Source organism: Micromonospora sp. NPDC005413 (assembly GCF_040606435.1).
In the GTDB taxonomy this organism is placed as follows: Bacteria; Actinomycetota; Actinomycetes; order Mycobacteriales; family Micromonosporaceae; genus Micromonospora.
The window spans coordinates 166,053-188,427 of the sequence record NZ_JBEXEV010000010.1 but is presented as its reverse complement, the minus strand read 5'-3'; the positions used below and the strand labels follow the sequence as shown (position 1 = coordinate 188,427).

20 protein-coding genes are annotated in these 22,375 nt (G+C 71.3%); 12 read left to right on the top strand and 8 right to left on the bottom strand.

What is annotated here, in order from left to right; translation table 11 throughout:
- The first annotated feature begins 555 nt into the window (after positions 1-555).
- The 6 genes from kdpF to ABZS37_RS14645 all read left to right on the top strand — a co-directional run bounded on the left by kdpF (position 556) and on the right by ABZS37_RS14645 (position 8,710).
- Positions 556-645 carry a K(+)-transporting ATPase subunit F gene (gene kdpF / locus ABZS37_RS14670; protein WP_036390805.1) on the top strand — a complete coding sequence of 30 codons (90 nt, stop codon included), beginning with the start codon at positions 556-558 and terminating at the stop codon, positions 643-645.
- On the top strand, positions 645-2,300 hold the full coding sequence (gene kdpA / locus ABZS37_RS14665; protein ID WP_355169041.1) for a potassium-transporting ATPase subunit KdpA: 1,656 nt from the start codon (positions 645-647) through the stop codon (positions 2,298-2,300). Before kdpF ends, kdpA begins: the two co-directional genes overlap by 1 nt.
- Before the next feature lie 20 nt (positions 2,301-2,320).
- On the top strand, positions 2,321-4,504 hold the full coding sequence (gene kdpB, locus ABZS37_RS14660) for a potassium-transporting ATPase subunit KdpB (RefSeq protein WP_355169039.1): 2,184 nt from the start codon (positions 2,321-2,323) through the stop codon (positions 4,502-4,504).
- A complete protein-coding gene (locus ABZS37_RS14655) occupies positions 4,504-5,385 on the top strand; it encodes a potassium-transporting ATPase subunit C (protein WP_355169037.1) in 882 nt (293 codons plus the stop codon). Before kdpB ends, ABZS37_RS14655 begins: the two co-directional genes overlap by 1 nt.
- A gap of 95 nt (positions 5,386-5,480) precedes the next feature.
- On the top strand, positions 5,481-8,033 hold the full coding sequence (locus ABZS37_RS14650; RefSeq protein WP_355169035.1) for a DUF4118 domain-containing protein: 2,553 nt from the start codon (positions 5,481-5,483) through the stop codon (positions 8,031-8,033).
- Complete coding sequence (locus ABZS37_RS14645; RefSeq protein WP_355169033.1) at positions 8,030-8,710, top strand: response regulator; 681 nt, start codon at positions 8,030-8,032, stop codon at positions 8,708-8,710. Before ABZS37_RS14650 ends, ABZS37_RS14645 begins: the two co-directional genes overlap by 4 nt.
- Before the next feature lie 71 nt (positions 8,711-8,781).
- Here the strand turns inward: ABZS37_RS14645 and ABZS37_RS14640 are convergent, their stop codons facing one another.
- Positions 8,782-9,744: an SDR family oxidoreductase gene (locus tag ABZS37_RS14640; RefSeq protein ID WP_355169031.1), complete on the bottom strand. Its 963-nt coding sequence runs from the start codon at positions 9,742-9,744 to the stop codon at positions 8,782-8,784.
- A gap of 153 nt (positions 9,745-9,897) precedes the next feature.
- Here ABZS37_RS14640 and ABZS37_RS14635 point away from each other — a divergent pair, with 153 nt between their 5' ends.
- The gene (locus tag ABZS37_RS14635) at positions 9,898-10,653 is read left to right on the top strand and encodes a dienelactone hydrolase family protein (RefSeq protein ID WP_355169029.1); all 756 of its coding nucleotides are present in this window, start codon (positions 9,898-9,900) and stop codon (positions 10,651-10,653) included.
- 30 nt (positions 10,654-10,683) lie between these two features.
- On the opposite strand, the gene ABZS37_RS14630 is transcribed toward ABZS37_RS14635, so the two are convergent.
- From ABZS37_RS14630 to ABZS37_RS14615, 4 genes are all read right to left on the bottom strand, one after another.
- The gene (locus tag ABZS37_RS14630; RefSeq protein ID WP_355169027.1) at positions 10,684-11,787 is read right to left on the bottom strand and encodes an L-dopachrome tautomerase-related protein; all 1,104 of its coding nucleotides are present in this window, start codon (positions 11,785-11,787) and stop codon (positions 10,684-10,686) included.
- Positions 11,788-11,976: 189 nt separating this feature from the next.
- Positions 11,977-13,299 (bottom strand): PfkB family carbohydrate kinase, encoded by a 1,323-nt coding sequence (locus ABZS37_RS14625; RefSeq protein WP_355169025.1) that lies wholly within the window; start codon positions 13,297-13,299, stop codon positions 11,977-11,979.
- A gap of 157 nt (positions 13,300-13,456) precedes the next feature.
- On the bottom strand, positions 13,457-14,707 hold the full coding sequence (locus ABZS37_RS14620) for a DUF222 domain-containing protein (protein WP_355169023.1): 1,251 nt from the start codon (positions 14,705-14,707) through the stop codon (positions 13,457-13,459).
- Positions 14,708-14,780: 73 nt separating this feature from the next.
- Positions 14,781-15,260, bottom strand: coding sequence for a helix-turn-helix domain-containing protein (locus ABZS37_RS14615; RefSeq protein WP_355169021.1), 480 nt, complete (start codon positions 15,258-15,260; stop codon positions 14,781-14,783).
- Positions 15,261-15,367: 107 nt separating this feature from the next.
- On the opposite strand from ABZS37_RS14615, the gene ABZS37_RS14610 reads away from it, so the two are divergent.
- Positions 15,368-16,915, top strand: coding sequence for an MFS transporter (locus tag ABZS37_RS14610; protein ID WP_355169019.1), 1,548 nt, complete (start codon positions 15,368-15,370; stop codon positions 16,913-16,915).
- A gap of 135 nt (positions 16,916-17,050) precedes the next feature.
- On the opposite strand, the gene ABZS37_RS14605 is transcribed toward ABZS37_RS14610, so the two are convergent.
- Together ABZS37_RS14605 and ABZS37_RS14600 are read right to left on the bottom strand one after the other, a co-directional pair.
- Complete coding sequence (locus tag ABZS37_RS14605) at positions 17,051-17,458, bottom strand: RidA family protein (RefSeq protein WP_355169017.1); 408 nt, start codon at positions 17,456-17,458, stop codon at positions 17,051-17,053.
- Positions 17,455-18,285, bottom strand: coding sequence for an NAD(P)-dependent oxidoreductase (locus tag ABZS37_RS14600; protein WP_355169015.1), 831 nt, complete (start codon positions 18,283-18,285; stop codon positions 17,455-17,457). Before ABZS37_RS14600 ends, ABZS37_RS14605 begins: the two co-directional genes overlap by 4 nt.
- Before the next feature lie 58 nt (positions 18,286-18,343).
- Between ABZS37_RS14600 and ABZS37_RS14595 the strand changes: the two genes are divergently transcribed.
- The gene (locus ABZS37_RS14595; RefSeq protein ID WP_355169013.1) at positions 18,344-19,255 is read left to right on the top strand and encodes a LysR substrate-binding domain-containing protein; all 912 of its coding nucleotides are present in this window, start codon (positions 18,344-18,346) and stop codon (positions 19,253-19,255) included.
- 91 nt (positions 19,256-19,346) lie between these two features.
- On the opposite strand, the gene ABZS37_RS14590 is transcribed toward ABZS37_RS14595, so the two are convergent.
- Positions 19,347-19,856, bottom strand: coding sequence for a helix-turn-helix domain-containing protein (locus ABZS37_RS14590; RefSeq protein WP_355169011.1), 510 nt, complete (start codon positions 19,854-19,856; stop codon positions 19,347-19,349).
- Between the two features lie 137 nt (positions 19,857-19,993).
- On the opposite strand from ABZS37_RS14590, the gene ABZS37_RS14585 reads away from it, so the two are divergent.
- The 3 genes from ABZS37_RS14585 to ABZS37_RS14575 all read left to right on the top strand — a co-directional run bounded on the left by ABZS37_RS14585 (position 19,994) and on the right by ABZS37_RS14575 (position 22,335).
- Positions 19,994-20,326 carry a nuclear transport factor 2 family protein gene (locus ABZS37_RS14585; protein WP_355169009.1) on the top strand — a complete coding sequence of 111 codons (333 nt, stop codon included), beginning with the start codon at positions 19,994-19,996 and terminating at the stop codon, positions 20,324-20,326.
- A 425-nt stretch (positions 20,327-20,751) separates the two neighbouring features.
- A complete protein-coding gene (locus ABZS37_RS14580) occupies positions 20,752-20,925 on the top strand; it encodes a hypothetical protein (protein WP_355169007.1) in 174 nt (57 codons plus the stop codon).
- A 195-nt stretch (positions 20,926-21,120) separates the two neighbouring features.
- Positions 21,121-22,335, top strand: a complete 1,215-nt coding sequence (locus ABZS37_RS14575; RefSeq protein WP_355169005.1) for a PP2C family protein-serine/threonine phosphatase — start codon at positions 21,121-21,123, stop codon at positions 22,333-22,335.
- The last annotated feature ends 40 nt before the right edge of the window (positions 22,336-22,375 follow it).

Here is a 22,375-nt window from a genome sequence, read left to right as displayed (position 1 = left end):
CTCGCGCCGCGCCGCCTCGCGCCGCGCCGCGCCGCCTCGCGCCGCCTCGCGCCGCCTCGCGCCGCGCCGCGCCGCGCCGCGCCGCGCCGCCCGCGCCCCATTCGCCGCGTCGATCTAGGGCAGATCGTCGTGAGTTGATCTCCTCGAACAGCGATTTGCCCTAGATCGACGAGGGTAGGGGGCTCGCCCCGGCACGCCGTGGAGGGCTTTGCGCCGAGGGTGGCGGCGGGGCGGGGCGGGGGCGGCGCGGCACAGGGTGGGGCCGGCGGGGTGCCCGTTGGCGGAGGGCGATTGCCTGGCTTGGTTGTGCCGCATTTCACCTGTTCGGGCGGCGGTGTGAAAACCACGTCAAGAAAAGGTTCGTCCCCGTCATGGCCGCGTTATGACCCATGCCGTCAGGCGGTTGGTGGGGCTTTGATTGCCCGGCGCGACCGGAAGGCGGTCGCGACGAACCTTTCCGGTCTGAGGAGTCAGCGTGTCTGACGTGGTGTTCGTGGTCCTGACGGTGGCGCTGTTCGCAGTGCTCGCCCTGGTGGTCCGGGCGGTGGAGAAGCTGTGAACGCGGTCAATGCCGTCGGTCTGGTGCTCGCGATCGTCCTGGGCGCGTTCCTGGTGTTCGCCCTGTTGTTTCCGGAGCGCTTCTGATGACCATGACAACAGCGGGCGTCATCTTCGTGCTGACGCTGGTGGCGGCCATCGTGGCCGTCCACAAGCCGTTCGGCGACTACATGTTCCGGGCGGTCTCCGGCACGAGGCAGTCGCGGGTCGAGCGGGGAATCTTCCGTCTGATCGGGGTCAACCCGGCAGCCGAGCAGACCTGGGGCGTGTACGCCCGCAGCGTGCTGGCGTTCTCCGCGATCTCGCTCCTCTTCCTGTACCTGTTCCAGCGGGTGCAGAACCACCTGTGGCTGTCCCTGGGGTTCGACCCGGTGGTGCCGCACGGCGCGTGGAACACGGCCGTGTCGTTCGTGACCAACACCAACTGGCAGTCGTACTCGGGTGAGTCGACGATGGGTCACCTGGTGCAGATGGCCGGTCTGGCGGTGCAGAACTTCGTGTCGGCTGCGGTCGGCATCGCGGTGGCGGTGGCGCTGGTACGCGGGTTCGCCCGCAGCCGCACCGGGCAGCTCGGCAATTTCTGGGTCGACCTGACCCGGATCACGCTGCGGATCCTGCTGCCGATCGCCGTGCTCGGCGCCATCGCGCTGATGATCGGCGGGGCGGTGCAGAACCTGTCCGGCGGCACCGACGTGACCGCGCTGACCGGCGGCACCCAGACCATCACCGGTGGTCCGGTCGCCAGCCAGGAAGTGATCAAGGAGCTGGGCACCAACGGTGGCGGCTTCTACAACGTCAACAGCGCGCACCCGTTCGAGAACCCCACCACCTGGACGAACTGGCTGGAGATCTTCCTGATCCTGCTGATCCCGTTCAGCCTGCCCCGGGTCTTCGGTCGGATGGTCGGGCAGAACCGCCAGGGCTACGCCATCGCGGCGGTGATGGGCATCCTCGCGTTCGCCAGCGTCGCCATCACCAACATCTTCGAGCTGACCGGCCACGGCACGGTGCCGCAGGCGGTCGGCGCGGCGATGGAGGGCAAGGAGGTGCGGTTCGACGTGTCGAACTCGGCCACCTTCGCCGCCGCCACCACGTTGACCTCGACCGGTGCGGTGAACTCGTTCCACGACTCGTTCACCTCGCTCGGCGGCATGATGACCATGGTCAACATGATGCTCGGTGAGGTCGCGCCGGGCGGCACCGGTTCCGGGCTGTACGGCCTGCTCATCCTCGCGCTGATCACGGTCTTCGTGGCTGGCCTGATGGTGGGCCGCACCCCGGAGTACCTGGGCAAGAAGATCGGCTCGCGGGAGATCAAGTTCGCCTCGCTGTACTTCCTGATCACGCCGATCCTGGTGCTGTCCGGTACGGCGGCCGCGTTCGCCACCGGCAACAACTCCACCGCGCTCAACGTCGGCCCGCACGGCCTCTCCGAGGTGCTCTACGCGTTCACCTCGGCCAGCAACAACAACGGCTCCGCCTTCGGCGGCATCACGGTCAACACCACCTGGTGGGACACCGCGCTCGGGTTGTGCATGCTGCTGGGCCGGTTCCTGCCGCTCATCTTCGTGCTCGCGTTGGCCGGCTCGCTGGCCCGCCAGGCACCCACCCCCGCGTCCGAGGGCACCCTGCCGACCCACCGACCGCTGTTCATCGGCATGGTCGTCGGCGTCACCGTGGTCCTCGTCGCGCTGACCTTCCTGCCCGCGCTCGCGCTCGGCCCGCTGGCAGAAGGGCTCTGACCATCATGAGGAACGAGGACATGTCCGTGACATCCGGGCAACTCGCCACCGGAGCCGACCAGGGCAACCGGGTCGGCGGGGGCCTGCTCGACCCCAAGCAGTTGATCCGGTCCCTTCCGGACGCTGCGCGAAAGCTCAACCCGACCACACTGTGGCGCAACCCGGTGATGCTGATCGTGGAGGTCGGCGCGGCCTTCACCACCGTCCTGGCGGTGACCGACCCGTCGGTGTTCGCCTGGGCGATCACCATCTGGCTCTGGCTGACCGTGCTCTTCGCCAACCTGGCCGAGGCGGTCGCCGAGGGCCGGGGCAAGGCCCAGGCCGCGACGCTGCGGCAGGCGAAGAAGGACACCATCGCCACCCGGTTGATCGACTGGAAGTCGGGCGCACGGGCCAACACCTACCGGGATGAGGCGGTGCCCGCGTCGGAGCTGCGTCAGGGCGACGTCGTGCTCGTCGAGGCGGGCGGCACGATCCCCGGTGACGGTGACATCGTCGAGGGCATCGCCAGCGTCGACGAGTCGGCCATCACCGGCGAGTCGGCCCCGGTCATCCGGGAGTCCGGTGGCGACCGCAGCGCGGTCACCGGAGGCACCAAGGTGCTCTCCGACCAGATCATCGTGAAGATCACCCAGAAGCCGGGGGAGAGCTTCATCGACCGGATGATCGCCCTGGTCGAGGGGGCCAACCGGCAGAAGACGCCGAACGAGATCGCGTTGAACATCCTGCTCGCCGCGCTCACGATCATCTTCCTGCTGGCCGTGGTCACCCTCCAACCGCTGGCCATCTTCTCCAAGGCGTACCAGGCGGCCGCACCGGACAGCGGCGCGATCACCGACTCCGGTGTCACCGGGGTGGTGCTGATCTCGCTGCTCGTCTGCCTGATCCCCACGACCATCGGCGCGCTGCTCTCCGCCATCGGTATCGCCGGCATGGACCGGCTGGTGCAGCGCAACGTGCTCGCCATGAGCGGCCGGGCCGTCGAGGCGGCCGGCGACGTCAACACACTGCTGCTGGACAAGACCGGCACCATCACGCTGGGCAACCGGCAGGCCGCCGAGTTCGTACCCGTCGAAGGGGTGAACGCCGCGGCCCTGGCCGACGCCGCGCAACTGTCCAGCCTGGCCGATGAGACCCCCGAGGGTCGCTCGGTGGTGGTGTTGGCGAAGAACGAGTTCGGGTTGCGGGAGCGCGAGCCCGGCGTGATGCCGCACGCCACCTTCGTACCGTTCACGGCGCAGACGCGGATGAGCGGCGTCGACCTGACGCCGGACGCCAGCATGGACGGCGGGGCGGTGGGCACGGCCCGCCGGGTCCGTAAGGGCGCGGCCGCGGCGGTGATGAAGTGGGTCCGCGAGAACGGCGGGCATCCGACCGAGCAGGTCGGTGAGATCGTGGACGCCATCAGTGGCACCGGCGGCACCCCGCTGGTCGTCGCCGAGCACGTCGACGGAGAGCCCGCCCGCGCGCTGGGCGTCATCCACCTCAAGGACGTCGTCAAGTCCGGCATGCGGGAGCGGTTCGACGAGATGCGCCGGATGGGCATCCGGACCGTGATGATCACCGGTGACAACCCGCGTACCGCGAAGGCCATCGCGGACGAGGCCGGGGTGGACGACTTCCTTGCCGAGGCGACACCGGAGGACAAGCTCGCGCTGATCAAGCGGGAGCAGGAGGGTGGCCGGCTGGTCGCGATGACCGGCGACGGCACCAACGACGCGCCGGCGCTCGCTCAGGCCGACGTCGGGGTCGCGATGAACACCGGTACGTCGGCAGCCAAGGAGGCCGGCAACATGGTCGACCTCGACTCCGACCCGACCAAACTGATCGAGATCGTGGAGATCGGCAAGCAGTTGCTGATCACCCGTGGCGCGCTGACCACCTTCAGCATCGCCAACGACATCGCGAAGTATTTCGCGATCATCCCGGCCATGTTCGCCGGCCTCTACCCGAGCCTGGACGCGCTGAACATCATGCGGCTGTCCAGCCCGGAGTCGGCGATCCTGTCCGCGGTCATCTTCAACGCCCTGGTGATCATCGCGCTGATCCCGCTCGCCCTGCGCGGTGTGCGGTACCGGCCGGCCGCCGCGTCGAAGCTGCTCAGCCGCAACCTCCTGGTGTACGGGCTGGGCGGCATCATCGTGCCGTTCATCGGGATCAAGCTCATCGACCTGCTCATCCAGTTCATCCCGGGGATTTCGTGATGCGCCTACCCACCTGGATCGCCCAACACCTCGCCGCCCTGCGTGCCGTGCTCGTCTTCACGGTGCTGCTCGGGCTGGTCTACCCACTGGCCCTGGTCGCGGTCGGCCAGCTACCCGGCCTCAGCCACAAGACCGACGGCTCGCTGATCGAGTCGGGTGGGACGACGATCGGCAGCTCTCTGATCGGCCAGTCCTTCACCGACGCCGACGGCAACCCCGTCCCGCGCTACTTCCAGTCCCGCCCGTCCGCTGCTGGCGACGGCTACGACCCAACCTCCACCTCGGCCAGCAACCTGGGCCCGGAGAGCGTGGTCGACACCATCGCCACCGACCCGGAGGAGTCCAGCGAGAGCCTGCTCACCCAGGTGTGCGGGCGGAGCAAGTCCGTCGGCGAGCTCAACGGCGTCGACGGCCGGCGCCCCTTCTGCACCGACGACGGGGTGGGTGCCGTGCTCGCGGTCTTCCGCGCCGACGGTCTGACCGGCCCGGTCACCCGGGTGGTCAGCGTCAACCAGGCCGCCCCGGCCACCCCGTTCGTGTCCTCCTACGAGGGGGTGCCGGTGGAGTTGGCCCAGCCCGGCGAGGACTACGTGGCCGCCGGCGGGGTGGTCACCCCGATCCGCGGCAACGCGCCCGCCGACCCGGCCGTGCCCGCCGACGCGGTCACCGCCAGCGCCAGCGGCCTCGACCCGCAGATCAGCCCGGCGTACGCCGAGTTGCAGGTCAACCGGATCGCGCGGGAACGCGGCGCGGACCCGGCGGCGGTCCGCAAGCTGGTCAAGGAGCACACCGACGGACGAGGGCTCGGCTTCATGGGCGAGCCGGGAGTCAACGTGCTGGAGCTGAACATCGCCCTCGACAAGCAGTTCCCGGCGCGCTGAGCAGGCATTGAGCACGACACCGGGCGAGGCCGTTCCACGAGGGCGGCCTCGCCCGGTTCCCGCACCGGCGACCCTGACCAGGAAGGATGGTTTGCGTGCCACGCGGAGAACTGCGCATCTATCTCGGGGCCGCCCCCGGCGTCGGAAAGACGTACGCCATGTTGGAGGAGGCCCAGCGGCGTGCCGCGCGCGGCACCGACGTGGTGATCGGCTTCGTGGAGACCCACGGCCGCCAGCACACCGCCGACATGCTCGGCGACCTGGAGCAGGTCCCGCGTCGCACGATGACCTACCGCGGCGCCGAGTTCACCGAGATGGACCTGGACGCGGTGCTGGCCCGCCGGCCGGAGATCGCGGTGGTCGACGAGTTGGCGCACAGCAACGTGCCCGGTTCCCGGCACGACAAGCGTTGGCAGGACATCCAGGAGCTGCTCGACGCGGGAATCGACGTGCTGTCCACGGTAAACGTGCAGCACCTGGAGTCGGTCAACGACGTCGTCGCGCAAATCACCGGCACCACCCAGCGGGAGACGGTGCCGGACGAGATCGTCCGCGCCGCCGAGCAGGTCGAGCTGGTCGACATGACACCCGAGGCGCTGCGCCGACGGATGGCGCACGGCAACATCTACCGCCCCGACAAGATCGATGCCGCGTTGGGCAACTACTTCCGGGTCGGCAACCTCACCGCCCTGCGTGAGCTGGCGCTGCTCTGGCTGGCCGACAAGGTCGACGAACAGCTCGACCGGTACCGCAGCCAGCAGGGCATCGCCGCCACCTGGGAGGCCCGGGAGCGGGTCGTGGTGGCGTTGACCGGCGGTCCGGAGGGCGAGACGCTGATCCGCCGGGCGGCCCGGGTCGCGGCCCGCAGCAAGGGCGCCGACCTGCTCGCCGTTCACGTCGGCCGCAGCGACGGGCTGGCCGGCGCCGACCCGGCCCAACTGGCCCGCCAGCGGGTGCTGGTGGAGAGCCTGGGTGGCACCTACCACCAGGTGCTCGGCACCGACGTGCCGGCCGCACTGCTGGACTTCGCGCAGGGCGTGAACGCCACCCAGTTGGTCCTCGGCGCCAGCCGACGGGGCCGCTTCGCGCAGATGTTCGCCCGAGGTGTCGGGGTGACCACCACCGCGCTCTCCGGCTCGATCGACGTGCACCTGGTCACCCACAAGCAGGCCGGCAAGGGCCGCCGGGCAGCAGCAGTGCCGGCGGCGTTGTCTCGGCGTCGACGGCTGCTCGGCTTCGCCCTGGCGGTGCTGGGCGTACCCCTGCTCACCCTGCTGCTGAAGACCCTGCCCGACCTGACGCTGACCAACGACATCCTGCTGTTCCTCGCCGGGGTCGTCGGAGTCGCGCTGGTCGGCGGGGTATGGCCGGCCCTGGTCGCCGCGCTCGGCGGATCGCTGCTGCTCAACTGGTTCTTCACCCCGCCCTACCGCACGTTGACCATCGCCGAGGCGGACAATCTGCTCGCCCTGGCCGTCTTCGTCGGTGTGGCGTTGGCGGTGAGCTGGGTCGTCGACGTGGCCGCACGACGTACGCGGGAGGCCGCCCGCGCCGCCGCCGACGCACAGACTCTCGCCGCCGTCGCCGGTGGCGTGCTGCGCGGCGAACGCCCACTGCCCGCACTGCTGGACCAGCTCCGGGAGACCTTCGGGCTGCGCGCCGTGAGCGTGCTGGAGCTGGCCGAGGACGCCAGCGGGCGCCCCGAGCGGGCCCGCGAGGAGCACGCCTGGTGTGTCGTGGCCAGCGTCGGCGAGCAGCCGGCCTGCACGCCCGACGGCGGTGAGACGGCGGTACCGGTCGACGACCGGATCACCGTCGTGCTCGCCGGCCGGCGACTGGAGGCCGCCGACCGGCGAATCGTCGAGGCGTTCGCCGCCCAGGCCGCCGTCGCGCTGCGCCAGCAGCGGCTCGCCGAGGAGGCAGCCACCGCCAGACCCCTCGCCGCGGCGGACCGCATGCGCACCGCGCTGCTCGCCGCGGTCAGCCACGACCTGCGTACGCCACTGGCGTCGGCGAAGGCGGCCGTGACCAGCCTGCGAAGCCACGACATCGAGTTCGACGAGCAGGACCGCGAGGAACTGCTGGAAACTGCCGAGGAGTCGCTGGACCGCCTCGCCCGGCTGGTCGCCAACCTCCTGGACATGAGCCGACTCCAGGCCGGCGTACTCGGCATCACGGCGACGGCGATCGGCCTGGAGGACGCCGTACCCCTGGCATTGGACGAACTTGGCCCGGCGGCCGCGACCGTCGGCACGGACATCCCGGCCGACCTGCCGGCGGCCACCGCCGACCCGGGCCTGCTGGAACGGGTGCTGGTCAACATCGTCGCCAACGCGCTGCGCTACAGCCCGCCCGACCAGCCACCCACGATCACCGCCAGCGCCCACGCCGGCCAGGTCGAGCTGCGGGTGATCGACCGAGGGCCGGGCATCCCAGAGGACCAGTGGGAGCACGTCTTCCTGCCGTTCCAACGCCTCGGTGACCGGGACAACCAGACCGGCGTCGGTCTCGGCCTTGCCCTGTCCCGGGGGTTGGCCGAGGCGATGGGTGGCAGCATCACCCCCGAGACCACTCCCGGCGGTGGCCTCACCCTGGTGCTGCGGCTGCCGGCCGCCGTGCAGACCAGCTCGGAGGGGCCGCAGGAATGACCCGCATCCTGGTCGTCGACGACGAACCGCAGATCCTGCGTGCCCTGCGGATCAACCTGCGCGCCCGCCGGTACGACGTGGACGTCGCCGGCACCGGTGCCGGCGCGTTGAAAGCCGCCGCCAGCCACCCGCCCGACCTGGTGGTGCTCGACCTCGGCCTGCCCGACATCGACGGGGTGGAGGTGATCCGAGGCCTACGCGGGTGGACCGCCGTGCCGATCATCGTGCTCTCCGGCCGGACCGGCAGCGAGGACAAGGTCGCCGCGCTCGACGCCGGTGCGGACGACTACGTCACCAAGCCGTTCGGGGTCGAGGAGCTGCTGGCCCGCATCCGCGCCGTGACCCGCCGCCTCGGCGCGCCCAGCGAGGCAGTGCCGGCACTGCGGATCGGTCAACACACCGTCGACCTGGCCGACCACAGTGTGCTGCGGGACGACGGCACCGAAGTCAAGCTGACCCCCACCCAGTGGAGCGTGCTGGAGAAGCTGCTGCGCCACCCCGGCAAGCTGGTCAGCCAGCGTCAGCTCCTGCAGGACGTGTGGGGGCCGGAATACCAGAACGAGACGAACTACCTGCGGCAGTACCTGGCCCAACTGCGGCGCAAGCTGGAGGACGACCCGGCCCGACCGCGGCATCTCATCACCGAGCCGGGCATGGGCTACCGCTACCGCCCCTGACCGGCGGGCGTCCTTCGCGGTACGGGCCACCGCCCGTTCTCGATGCCGCGTTCACGCGGCGCGTGCCCCGGTCAGTTGCCGGGGAACTCGACGCCCACCAGCTGCTCGGAGACGGTCCAGAGGCGGGCGGCGTCGCCCGTGCTGCGCGCCGAGCGGTAGACGGTCAACTCGGTCGGCGCGCCGGTGAACTGCCCCCAACCGTCCGGGCCGTAGAACCGGCCGCCCTGCGCCTGCGGGCTGGTGGCCGCGTACAGGGCGGGAAGCAGCCCGGCGTCCACCGAGTGCACCAGGATGCCCCAGCGAGCCAGCCGATTCATCACCGAGTGGTGCAGCGAGGGCCGGCTGCGGCCCAGGTTGGGACCGGACGCGTAGAGATTCGTCATGGTCGTGCCCGGGTGGGCGACGTTGCTGACGATGCCCCAGTCGCCGGCTCGACTGCGCCGGTCGAGTTCCAGCCCGAAGTGCAGGGTGGCCAGCTTGGAGGCGTTGTACGAGCGGATCGCCGCGTACCGGCGGGTGCTCTGCAGGTCGTCCCAGTCCAGTCGGCCGGAGCGGGCGGCGCTGCTCGACATGGTGGTGACCCGGGCTCGTCCGGCCCGGAGCAGCGGTAGGAGCCGTCCGTTCAGCGCGAAGTGGCCGAGGTGGTTGGTGCCGAGTTGAAGCTCGAAGCCCTCGGCCGTGGTGTGCCGGGTGGGGGGTGTCATCACGCCCGCGTTATTGATCATGAGGTGGATCGGGCGGCCCTCGCCGAGCAGCGTGTCGGCCAGCGCGGCCACCGAGTCCAGCGAGGCGAGGTCCAGCTCCCGGGTCGACACGACGGCGCCCGGCGCGGCGGCCCGGACGGCATCCAGCGCGGCGGCACCCTTGGCCGGGTTACGGACCGGCAGCACCACCTCGGCGCCGGCTCGCGCCAGCCGCGCGGCCAGGCCGAGGCCCAGGCCGTCGCTGCCGCCGGTCACGACGGCGAGCTTTCCAGTCAGGTCCGGAACGGTCAGGTCGAGCACAACAACCCCCAGGTCGACGGTTTCCTTCATCGGTCATGGACAAGCCTGGGTCGGTCGCCGCCCATCACCCAGGGTGGTCTTATCCAGGGATCGACGGTCCCCGGCTCGGGCCGGGTGTCGAACGGGGCCGGTTGCGTGGCGAGTAGCGTTCCCGACGATCAACTCTCGTACGAGGAGGCTCCGGTGCAGACGACGACGGTGGACATCCCGACCGGCGACGGGGTCGCGGACGCGTGCCTCACCCGGCCCGACGGCGACGGCCCGTTCCCGCCGGTGCTGCTCTTCATGGACGCCTTCGGTCCCCGCCCGCGCCTGGTGGAGATGGCGGAACGGATCGCCGCCCGGGGCTACCTGGTGTTGACGCCCCACCTGTTCTACCGGGCCGGTCGGGCACCGCTGTTCGACCTGTCCCGCATCGGTGAGGCCGACCAGCGCGCCGCGCTCTTCGAGAAGATCATGCCGCTGGTCGGCGCGTTGACGCCCGACGTGATCAGCCGGGACACCGCCGCGTACCTCGACTTCCTGGCCGCTCGGGACGACGTCCGGCCGGGGCCGGTCGCGATCACCGGTTACTGCATGGGCGGCACGAATGCCCTGCGGGCCATCGAGGCGTACCCGGACCGGATCGCCGCGATCGCCAGCTTCCACGGCGGCCGGATCGTCACCGACGCGCCGGACAGCCCGCACCTGGGCGTCAGCTCGATCACCGGTGAGGTGTACTTCGGGCACGCCGACCAGGACCGTTCGATGACGCCCGAGCAGATCACCACGCTGGAGAAGGCGCTCACCGCCGCCGGCGTCCGGTATGGCTCGGAGCTGTACGAGGGCGCGCACCACGGCTTCACCATGGCCGACACCCCGGTCTACGACGAGCAGGCCACCGAACGACACTGGGCCGCCCTGTTCGACCTGCTGGACCGCACGCTTCCGACCACCTGACGGTCAAGGGGCGACGGTTCGGCGCGGCGGTCAGCGGCGCAGCAGCACCGGGCCGGCGTCGATGCGGGTACGGAACAGCGCGTACGGCCGACGCCGCAGGTCCTGACCCCGCTGGTACTGCGCCTGTCGGTGCAGTTGGTTGGCCGTGACGTAGAGGTGCCCGTCGGTCGCCACCGACATGGTGTCCGGCCAGAGCAGTCGTGGGTCGTGGACCAGGGTCTCGTACTCGCCGTCCGGCAGCCGGCGCAGCACCGCGTTGTGCTCGTACGAGGTGAGGTAGAACCGTCCCGCGTCGTCGCTCTCCAGCCCGTCCGACGCGGTGCCCTTGTCGCCCTCGTCGACCACGGTCTCCGCGACGGCCTCCTGGGTGACGCCCGGGTCGGCCAGCGCCTCGGTGGACACGCTGTACCAGTGCCGAGACGCCAGCGGGCAGTAGTGCAACCGGGTGCCGTCGGCCGAGATGGCGATGCCGTCGGCACCCATGGTGACCGGCTTCGGCGGCCCGTCCGCCGGCCGTTCGAGGAACGGCCGGCCCTCGACCACCGGGCGGAACGTCGTCAGCGGCTCCGCTTTCGTGGACGGGTGGTCGTGCAGTCGCCGCCACGAGGCCCCGCTGGCCAGGTCCACCACGATGATGCCGTTCGGCCCGGAGGACGCCGAGTCGGTGATGTACGCGACCCCCGCCTCGCCCCGTCGCAGGTCGAAGCGGACATCGTTGAGGTACGTGGTCGGCAGCGCCACGTCCTCCGGGAAGGTGATCACCTGGGCCACCGTGTCGGTGTCCAGGTCGACCCGGACCAACTTCGGGCCGCCCGGCTTCGTCGGCTGGAACATCGGGCTGCCGGTGTCCAGCACCCAGAGCCGATCGGCCGGGTCGACCACGATGCTCTGCACCGACACGAACGCGCCCGCGTCGTCGTCGCCGGACGGGTCGTTCCACGGCTGGTCGGGGTAGGGAACCTCCCGGCCGTCGCGCAACTCGACGACGGTGGCCGGCACCTCGTCGCCCCACTTCGGGAAGTTGACGAAGATTCGGCCCCGGTGCGAGACGCTCACCCCGGTCGGCATCGGGCCGGTGAAGGTGTGCACCAGCTCCAGTTCGCCAACCGGCTCGTCGCCGACCGGCCCGTTCATGACGCCCGCCCCGCTGCTCTCATCGTCATGCCCCTGCCGGTCCGGGCCCGCACCGACGGGGCCGTCGATGTCGCTATTCCCACCGTGGCATCCGGTATGCCTGACATGGCCGCTTGATGGCGGGCGCTGCGGACGCGAGCAGCGTCGGCTGGCTCAAGCGGTCAGCCTCGCCCACCGGCCACGGGTGCGTCAGCCGGTGGTGGGTGCGGCGGCGTGTGCGGTGGGCAAACCGGGGACTTCGACGTCGACCGCGAGCAGCGCGCCGTCCTTCGACCCTGCCGCAGCCAGCCCCAGGCGGGCGGTGCCGATGAAGAGCCGGCGCAGGTCGGAGCCACCAAGGCAGATGCCGGCCGGCTGCTTCGCCGGTAGCCGGATCTCCCGGTCGAGGGTGCCGTCCGGCCGGTAGCGGCGGACCGCGGAGCCGCCCCACAGCGCGACCCAAAGGTGGCCCGCCGCGTCGACCGTCATCCCGTCCGGGCCTCCGTCGGAGGCGGCCAGCCGCAGGAACGGCTCCCGTCCGTGCAGGTCACCGGTGCCCGGGTCGACGGTGAACCGGTCGACCTCGCCGCGCGGCGAGTCGGCCAGGTACATGGTGGTGCCGGTGGCGTCGAACGCCGGCCCGTTCGGGATGGTCAGCCCGGTCACCGCCGGCACCGGTGCCACGCCCGGGGCCAGCCGGTACAGCGTGCCCCCGCCGGGCACACCGGCGTACGTCATGCTGCCGGCCCAGAAATGGCCGTGCGGGTCGGCGACCGCGTCGTTCATCCGGGTCGGCTCGGGCTCGTCGCCGACCAGGTCGGCGACCGGTCGAGGGTCACCGGAGGCGGGCAGCAGGGTGACGCCGGTCCCGGCGGCGGCCAGCCAGTCACCGGGCCGGTCGGCGACCGGGGCGACCGCGCCGAGCGGAACATCGAGGCGGCGCAGCTCCCGTAGCGGGGCCGGCCCGTCGCCGTCGGTCTCCAGCAGCCGCCCGGCCAGCAGGTCGACGAGGACCAGCCGGTCGTCGACCCAACGCAGCCCTTCGCCCAGCTCAAGCCGGTCGCTGTTCCAGACGGTCGGTTCGGTCAGGTCCATCTCGCTCCTCCAAACGATCGCCGGGTGGCGATTGGCCGCCGCGCCGGTCAGTGGCCACGCCGGTGTGGTGGTCGGCCACCACGCGGTCAGCGGACCGTACCGCCGGGGGCGTGGTCGAGCAGGGCCAGCTCCGACCGGTCGGGCAGGCCCTCCCAGTCGCCCCGGGTGGCGACCCGCGAACGCGCCGGTGGTGACCGCCCGGTCCAGCCGGGCCGGCGCGTCGGCGCCATCGAGCCAGCCGGAGAGCAGCCCGGCCACGAAGGCGTCACCGGCGCCGACAGTGTCCACCACCGGCACCGTCCGAGCTGGACGGTGCACCACACCGGTCGCGCTGTGGCTGGTCGCCCCGCCGGCACCGTGCTTGACCACGACCTCGGTCACGCCAGCCGAGAGCAGCGCCGTGACCGGGTCGGTCGCGTCGCGCCTGCCGCCCGGCACCCCGACGCGCCAGCGCTGGTCCGCTTGACGGCCGGCGCTTGACGGCCCGCGCTTGACGGCCGGTCTGGTGTCAGCTCGTCGACGTCGTACACAGAGCGCGTCGCGCAGGGCGATCAGCGTGAATGACGCCGATGGGTGGTCGATTCCTGCTGGCTGCCTACGTTCGTCGGTGGTACTGGTTGCGGCGGGGGAGTTGGTCGGGGTCGAGCCATGCGGGTGCGGTGAACTCCGGGTGGCCGTCGCCGCCCAACCGCACCGCCCAGTCGCTGTGGTGGATGTGGCGGTGGTGGTGGGCGCAGAGCAGCACGGCGTTCGCAAGGCTGGTGGGGCCGTCGTCGGCCCAGTGTTGGATGTGGTGGGCATCGCACCAGCGGGGCGGGCGGTCGCAGCCGGGGAAGGCGCAGCCGCGGTCGCGGAGGACCAGCGCGCGCCGTAGGGGCCCGGTGATGAGCCGGCGTTGCCGGCCCACGTCGAGTGGTTGACCCGCGCCGCCGAGGACAGTGGGGAGGATGGTCGCGTCGCAGGCGAGCCGGCGGACCGTCTCCGGGGTGAGGTGCAGGCCGGTGTCCAGGGTGCCCGTGCCGAGCTGCCGGACGAGGCTTTCGAAACTGGTGGTCACGACGAGCTGAGCTGCGTCCCCACCGTGTTCGGGTAGCTCTCGGGTGCGCAAGCTGAGTCGACAGAGGTCAGCGAGCGCGTCATGGCGGCGTTGCCCCGGGGAACGGGGGTCGTCGGGGCCTGATGGTGCGGTCAACGGGTCGATGGCGGCGCGCAGCAGGCCGGCTGTCTCGGCGTCCAGGTTGCCGGTGAGCCGAAGCCGGCCATCGGACAGCTCGGAGAGGGTGACGTGACGGTCGCGGGCGGTGCGGCGGGCCTCGGCCTCCAGGGCGGCTCGGGCGGCGGCTTCGGCGATCTCGGGCGCGACGTGGTCGAGGATCCGGGTGCTGAGTTTGCGCAGCAGGGTGGGGTCGAACTGCCCGGCCCAGTCGATGAGCACGTTGACCGCCTTGTCGGCCGCGTCGGGGCCGGCGGCCGTCTGCACGGTGTCGACGGTGTCGGCGATGACCCGGGCCTGCTCCAGGGTGATGTCGGCGTCGGCGAGCGCCTGTCGTACCCCCGGGTTGCCGGTGTCCAGCGTGGTGGCGAGGTCGACGAGCCGGCGGGCGGCGGGGACGGTGAGGCGTAGCCGTTCGCGGAGCCAGACGGCGGTGGAGGACGCACCCTGCGCGCGGGCCGTGCCTCGGCCGTCGATCTCGCGTATCAGTGCCAGCTTGACTGCGGCGAGACGTTGCTCGAGGCGGTGCGCGGTGTCGAGCGCGGCGACCAACTCGTGCTCGGGGAGGGCCCAGGTGGCTGCGGCGGCGCCGGCCGCGACCGCGCCGTCTGCCAGGGCCAACTCCTCAACCATGACCGAAGACTAGAACAGGTGTACGACAACTTCAGTGGCCATGATCGATTGATGACGCCGACGGCCCTGGGCGTCAGCCGCGTCGGATCAGGCCCGGCCCGGCGATGATGTCGACGTCGCCGTTCTCCACGTCGTGGCCGGCTGCGCAGCGGAGCACCGCACGGACCGGCTCGCCGCAGTTGCGGTGGGTGGCGGTGACGGACGGGCCGGCGTCGTCAGCGGCCCAGGTGTCGCCCCAGTTGCGCAGTGCGGTGATGACGGGCAGCAGTTCGCGGCCCTTGCGGGTGAGTTGGTACTCGTGACGGGTGCGCTGTCCCGGCTCCCGATAGGGGATTCGTTCGAGCAGGTCGGCGGCGACCATCTCCTTGAGTCGGGCAGCCATGGCGGGCTCACCGACACCGACCCGGCGGACGAAGTCGTCGAAACGGCGCGTGCCGAGCAGGGCCTCGCGCATGATCAGGACCGTCGACCTGCTGCCCACGATGTCCATCGCCCGGGCCACCGAGCAGTTCGCATTCGACCAGGAGTCGCGGTCGTCCCGTAGGTCCTCCATGTCGTCAAGCTTACCTGGCTTGCGTCGAGGCTAGTCAGGTGCTTCACTGGGGTCGCTGCTGGCTTCACCAACTGTAAGCCAGCCCGACCAGCTCCCGAGGACATCCAGTGACCACCAGCACCACCGCCCCAACGGCACCCGGGTCGGCCGCCACCGCCCGCTCCTCCGTTCGCGGCTCCCGCCCGGTGACCCTGATCGCCATGTGTCTGGGCGCGATGATCACGTTCCTGCAGATCACCGCGACGGTCTCCGCCCTGACCACCATCCAGCGGGACCTCCGGGTCGACCCGACCACCCTGATCTGGATCCCCAGCGCCTACACCCTGGTGGTGGCGAGCGTCGTGCTGTCCGCCTCCACCCTGGGCAACCGCTACGGGCGCAGGCGCATGTTCGGTGCCGGCGTCATCGCGATGATCGTTGGCGGTGCCGTCGTGGCCAGTGCCCCGACCGTGGCCTGGGTGATCGCCGGGCAGTTGGTCGCGGGCCTCGGCGGGGCCCTGATCCTGCCGAACAGCCTGGCGATCCTCGGTGCGACCTTCGCCGACCCGCACCGCCGTACGGAGGTCATCACCGCCTGGGCGGCAGCCTCGGGCATCGGGCTCGCAATCGGCCCGCTCATCGCCGGCGCGCTGCTGCGGCACTTCTCATGGCACAGCGTCTTCCTGTCGACGATCGTGCTGGGCGTGGCCACCCTCGTCATCGCCGCCGTCGGGGTGGCTGAGTCCCGGCCGAGCGCTGCCAGACTCGACGTGCCCGGCCTGTTGCTCGGCACCGTCGCCATCGCCGCCGCCGTCTACGGGATGATCCAGGGCGGCCGGGACGGCTACACCAGCCCGGCAATGACGGCGGCCTGGGTCGTCTCGGTTGTCGCACTGGTCGGGTTCGTGCTGGTCGAGCTGCGGGCCAGCGCGCCAATGCTCGACGTACGGCTGTTCCGGTCCGCATCGTTCAGCGCTGTCATGGTCGTCGCCGCGGTGTCGCTGTTCGGCTTCACCGGCGTGGCGATCCTGCTGGTCCTCTTCCACGAACGTGCCCAGGCGCTCAGCCCGCTGGACACCGGCTGGCGGATGCTGGTGCTCTTCGGCGCCTACGTGCTCGTCGCCTTCGGTGCCGGGCGGGCGATCCGTCGTGCCGGCTTCAAAGCGCCGCTCACCCTCGGCCTGGTCCTCGGTGCGGTGGCAAGCTTCGCTCTGGCGGCCCAGGGACCGACTGCTTCGTTCGGTCACCGCTGGCCGCTGTTCGCGTTGTTCGGTGCCGCCGGCGGCCTGGTGGTGGCCCCGGCGACCGCCGCGGCGTTGGCCAGCGTCGCGCCTGCTCAGGCTGGCATGGCCTCCGGCGCGGTCAACGCCGCCCGTCAGCTCGGCTCGGTGCTCGGCTCGTCCCTGCTGGGCACGCTGCTCACCACCACGATGTTGGCCGACCTGCCCGACCGGCTCGCCGCCCACCAGGTCGACGAACCCATCCGGTCCGCCGTGCAGGCGGTGGCGACCACCGGCGCGACCGGCGACCAGCCGCTGCCCGATCCGGTACGGGCGGCGCTCGCTGAGGCACTGACCTCCGGAGTCCAGGCCGGGTTGCGGGTCAACGGCATCGTCTTCCTCGTCACCGCCGTGCTCGCGCTCGCCCTCGTCCGCAACCGGCCGCACCAGCACTGACGCCGGCACTGAGGCCAGCACGGACGCCGGCCGGCACTGAGGCCAGCACTAAGGCCAGCACTGAACGCCAGCGCGGACGCCGGCACTGACACCAGCACGGTCGCCGGCACTGACGTCAGCGCTCGACGACGGCGGTCAGCCCGTGGTCACGGCCGCGGTGACCTCGACCTCCAGCACCGCGCCGTCGAGGAAGAGCCGGTTCACCTCGACAGTGGTGCTGGCTGGCCTGGTCGTCACGAAGTAGCGGTTGCGGACGGACGCGTAGCCGGCCAGGTCGCCGAGGTCGGTCAGGAACGTCCGGACGTGCAGTACGTCGGCGAAGGTGGCGCCGTGCGCGGCGAGTAGCGCACCGATCAACTCGAAGATTCGCTCGGACTGCGCCCGCACGTCTCCGGGTGCGACCACCGCGCCGGCATCGTCCACTCCGACCTGACCGGAGAGCATCAGCAGCGCGCCCCCTGGCAGGTCGAGGCGGGCGACGTGCGCGAACCGGTCGCCGAACGGCGCGGCCACGGTCGTCGGATTGTCCAGGGTCACGTTCACTTTTCCTCCTTGGGTGGGGCAGCGTCGGTGAGGCGAGCGATGTCGTCCTGCGGACGAGGCGCGGCGGCCAACGCCCACGCGGCGGCGCGCAGCACGGGCACCGGCGCGTCGCCCAGCACGTCGAGGGCGAGCCGGGCGTCCTTCGCGGCGAGGGCGGTGGCGAACGCGGCGTCCGTGGCAGTCGCCCGGGCGACCGCACCGCCGAGCGGCCCGGTGCCGAGCACCTCGACCGCCGTACGTCGGTCGACGCCGACGGCGTCCGCGACGGCGAGCGCGTCTGCGACCGCGGTGACCGCGGTGACCAGTGCGGTGTTGAGTACCAGCTTCAGCGCCGCGCCCCGGCCGGAGCCGCCGCAGCGGCGGACCGTGCCCAACGACTCCAGCAGCGGGGCGACCCGCTCGACGGCCGTTTCCTCCCCGCCGGCCAACACCACAAGCCGGCCCGTCTCGGCAGCGCCGGCACTGCCGGCGACCGGAGCGTCCACCAGCGGCACTCCCGCGGGCAGTAGCGCGGCCAACTCCGCTACGGCCCGGGGACCGATGGTGGACATCTCTATAACGGGGGTGCCCGGCCGCAGCGCCAACGCCGCACCGGAGTCGACCAACGTGTGCCGGACAGCGACCGCATCGGTGAGCATGGTGATCACCACGTCGGCGTTCCGGACGGCCTCGGTCGGGCTCCCGGCGGCTCGCGCCCCGGCGTCGACGAGCGACGTCGTCCGGACGGACGTGCGGTTCCAGACGGTGAGCCGCTGCCCGGTGGCGAGCAGCCGACGGCCGATCGCGGTGCCCATCGTGCCCGTGCCCAGCAGGGCGATCTCGTTCATGTCGCTCACGTTAGGTGGCGGCGACCCATGCCACCAACGACTGTTAGGCATCGCTGCCATGCTGGAGGAACATGGCACGATGCAGCTGAACGCGCTCCAGGTCTTCCGTGCCGTCGCCGAGCACGGCTCCATCACGGCTGCGGCCCGCAGCCTGCGCTACACCCAGTCGGCGGTGTCCCGACAGATCGCCGCACTGGAAGCCGAGGCCGGGGCGCCGTTGCTGGATCGGCTTCCGCGCGGTGTCGCGCTGACTGAGCAGGGCCGTTGCCTGCTCGGCCACACCGAGGCCGTGCTCGACCGGCTGGACACCGCCCGGCGGGACCTGGCGGCGCTGCGTGACCTGTCCGCCGGCCGGCTGCGGGTCGGCGCGTTCCCCACAGCGGTCGCGGCGCTCGTGCCGCGCGCTCTGGCCAGTTTCAAGTCCGACCATCCCGAGGTGGCCCTGTCGCTGGTCGAAGGGCTCACGCCGGGGCTGCTGGAACGCCTGACCGACGGCGAAGCCGACGTCGCCGTGGTGAGCGCCGCGTCCGACCAGCCGCTCGACGGCGATCACTTCGACCTGCACCACCTCGTCGATGAGGCGCTGCTGGTGGCCGTTCCCCGGACGCACCGGCTCGCCCACCGGCGGACGATCCGCCTGCGCGACCTGGCCGACGAGTCGTTCATCGCCGGCTCGGCGACCGCCGAGGAGACCCTGCTGCGAGCGACCCTACCTGCGGGTTTCCGGCCGCGGATCGACATTGTCGCGGCGGAGTGGACCGGCAAGCTGGGCTGTGTCGCGGCCGGCCTGGGCGTCGCGCTGGTGCCGGCCCTGGCCGTACGTGCCGCTCCGCCCGACCTGACGCTGCTCCGTCTGCACCCCGACGACGCCTCCGTTCGGCGGATCTTCGCTGCCACCGTCGCCGGTCGGAGCCGACCTCCGGCAGTGCGGCGGTTCCTCAACCATCTGGACCGGGCGGCGAGGTTGTAGAGGTTCCGCATCCCGGACAGCCTCCGGCCTGGCGATCCGGTCCGCCTCTACCCGCTGGAGTGAGCCGGACGGCTGCACGACGTGTCAGCCGTCAAGGCTGGCGCGGGGCCGCCTGGGTGGGGATCTGCTCGTAGCGCCTGCGCATGGCCTCGCTGGCGGCGGGGCCGGCGGCGAAGACGAAGTCGACGTCGTCGAGCGGGCGCCCGGTGCTGCGGTCCACGATGACCGGGTCGGCCTCCACGCCGGTGGTCCGGTCGACCAGGATCATGCTGCGCTCGCTGGGGTCGAGGCGTGAGTTGCCCCAGGCGGCGAGGGCGACGACGACGGGCCGGAGGCTGCGGCCGAGGTCGGTGAGGACGTACTCGTAGCGGTCCGGCCTGATCTGGTAGCGGCGTCGTTCGAGCAACCCCTGGCCGGTGAGGGTCTTGAGCCGGCTGGTCAGGATGCTGGACGACACGCCCAGGTTGGCCTGGAACTGGTCGAACCGGGTATAGCCGTCAAAGGCGTCATGCAGGATCAGGAGCGTCCACCACTCGCCCACGTGGCCCAGTGCGGTGGACAGCGGGCATTCGCGGTCCTCCAGACGGATCTTCCCAGCCACAGGTGTGTCCTCTCCTCAGTAGGTGCTAGTGTCGAAGTTAGTCGGTGCTGTATCAGAAGTAACTATACGACGTTGTGACGACGTCCGCTTCCTGCTGACCAGACCGGCGCAACAGCGTCCAGAAGGGACACCGAACCATGACTACCAGCCAGGTCGCGCCGACCATCGTTCGTCGATACTTCGAGCGCGCCGGCCAGCCCGATTCCGAGGACTATTTCGCCCTCTTCGCCGAGGACGCCGTGGTCGAGGACGAGTCGAACGAGTACCGCGGCATCGCGGCCATCCGCCAGTGGCGCCGCGCGGTGCCGCTGGTGTCGTACGAGATCACCGACGTGGAGAACACTCCCGCCGGCACCATCGTGACCACGACGATCACCGGTGACTTTCCCGGCAGCCCGTTCGCCGGGCTCCGGTACCGCTTCAGCGACTACGACGACAGCGCGATCCGGGCCCTGCGCATCGCGCCCTGACGGACGCGCGACCTTTCTGTGCCGCTGGCCTGACGTGGCTGGACTGCCGCGACCCGGACATGTGCCGGTGCGCATCCGCGAGCTGTCGCCGGGTGGTGTCGACGCCGTCTGCGATCCGGTCGCCGGCCCGGTCGCGAGGGCGCTGGTGCGGCAGGCCACCGCGAGGGCGTACGGTTGGCATGCCGCCCGGGACCTCGGTGGTCGCCAGACACCGTCGCCGCCAGCCCCCAAGGGGCGTCACTGATCGACTTCTCCATCGCCGCGACGTGCTGGTCGTGTTGGCTGACCGCGGACCGCGTCCCGACCGTCACCGGTCACCGCGCCGTCGGCTTGCGGGGGATGGCCGCTCGTCGGGGATCCGACGTGCGCGTTCACACCGTCCTCCGTGCGGATCATTTCCGAACGCCTCAACCAGGGAGCACCAGATGGAGATCGCCAGGGACAAGATCGTCAACATACTGCGGGAACGGGGTCAGCAGGCCCGCGCCGACTGGGTCGAGCGCGAGCTGCCGGAGCGGGTGGACCCGGCCAAGCACTCTGGGCTGCTCGCCACCCTGCACCTCAACCCAGCTGACCTCGCCGACGCGCCGTCCCTGTGAGGTGTCGCTCGGCCCAGCGCCTGGCGTATCCGCCCGCAGCACCACGACTCCTGTCAGCGGGTGACGGGCCCGCCGGTCGAAGGGCTCGTTAGCCTACGGAGGGCGGTCGCACTGATCACGCCAGACCAGGCCGACCGCGCGGTGGCAGGGTCGCCGCCGTGCTCATACGGTAGGGAGGACACGGGGAGGTGGAGCTTGGTCGACGTCGGCGAGGTGGTGCGTTGGCTGCAGCTCAACGCGCCCCGTGGTGGGCCCGACGAGCTGTCTCAGCTCGTGGCCCGTGCGGCTCCGGCCATCGACGCCAGCGAGATCGTGATCTATCTGGCCGACTACACGCAGTCCCTTCTCGTGCCACTGCTCGGGGCGGGTCTCGTCCGGGACGAGCTACCGATCGAGTCGACCCTCGCCGGCCGGGCCTTCACCAACCTCGACATCCAGCGCGCGGCCGACAACCCGGATCGGGTCTGGGTGCCACTGCTGCTCGGGTGCGAACGGATGGGCGTGCTGGAGATCGTCTCGCCGGCAGCCGCCGACGAGACCCTGGACGGGCCGGCCTGGGAGGTGGCGGTCACCGTCGCCCAGATCCTGGTCAACCGCCGGCTCTACGGTGATGTGGTCGAGCGGATGCGGCGCCGCCTTCCGATGCAGGTCGCGGCCGAGATCGTGTGGGGCCTGCTCCCGCCGCTGACCTTCGCCACCGACGACCTGGTGATCACCGCCATCCTCGAACCGTGTTACGACGTCGGCGGCGACATCTTCGACTACGCGCTGAACGGTGACGTGCTCAGCGTCGCGCTCTTCGACACCTGCGGGCACGGCATCAAGGCGAGCACGCTGGCCTCACTGGCGGTCAGCGCGTACCGCAATGCCCGCCGGTGTGGCCTCGACCTGGTCGACACGGCGATCAGCATCGACCGGTGGGTGCGGTCCGAGCACCCGAACTTCTTCGCGACCGGGCTGCTCATCGAACTGGACCGCCGGACCGGCCGACTGAGCATGATCAACGCGGGCCATCCCGGTGCCATGTTGCTGCGGGACGGCAAGGCCATTCGGGAGCTCCCGGGGCCGACCGCGTTGCCGCTCGGCCTGGGCCACCTGTCCGCCCGCCGTCCACGGGTGCACGTGGAGGATCTGCACCCGGGCGACCGCGTCCTCGCCTATACCGACGGCATCACCGATGCGCGGAGCGCGGATGGGGAGCAGTTCGGGCCGGAGCGGCTCGTCGACTTCGTCAACCGCGCTCTCAACGACGGGTTGCCCAGCCCGGAGACGATGCGCCGACTGGTGCGCGCTGTCGTCGCGTACCAGGACGACAAGCTTGAGGACGACGCGACGGCCCTCTTCGTGGAGTGGCGCCCACCGCACCTGCCGCTCGCGCACCTCCGGGACCTCGCCGCGTCCCGACCCTGACCCCACCCAGTGGTATTTTGCACTCACAGTGCACTTGTCT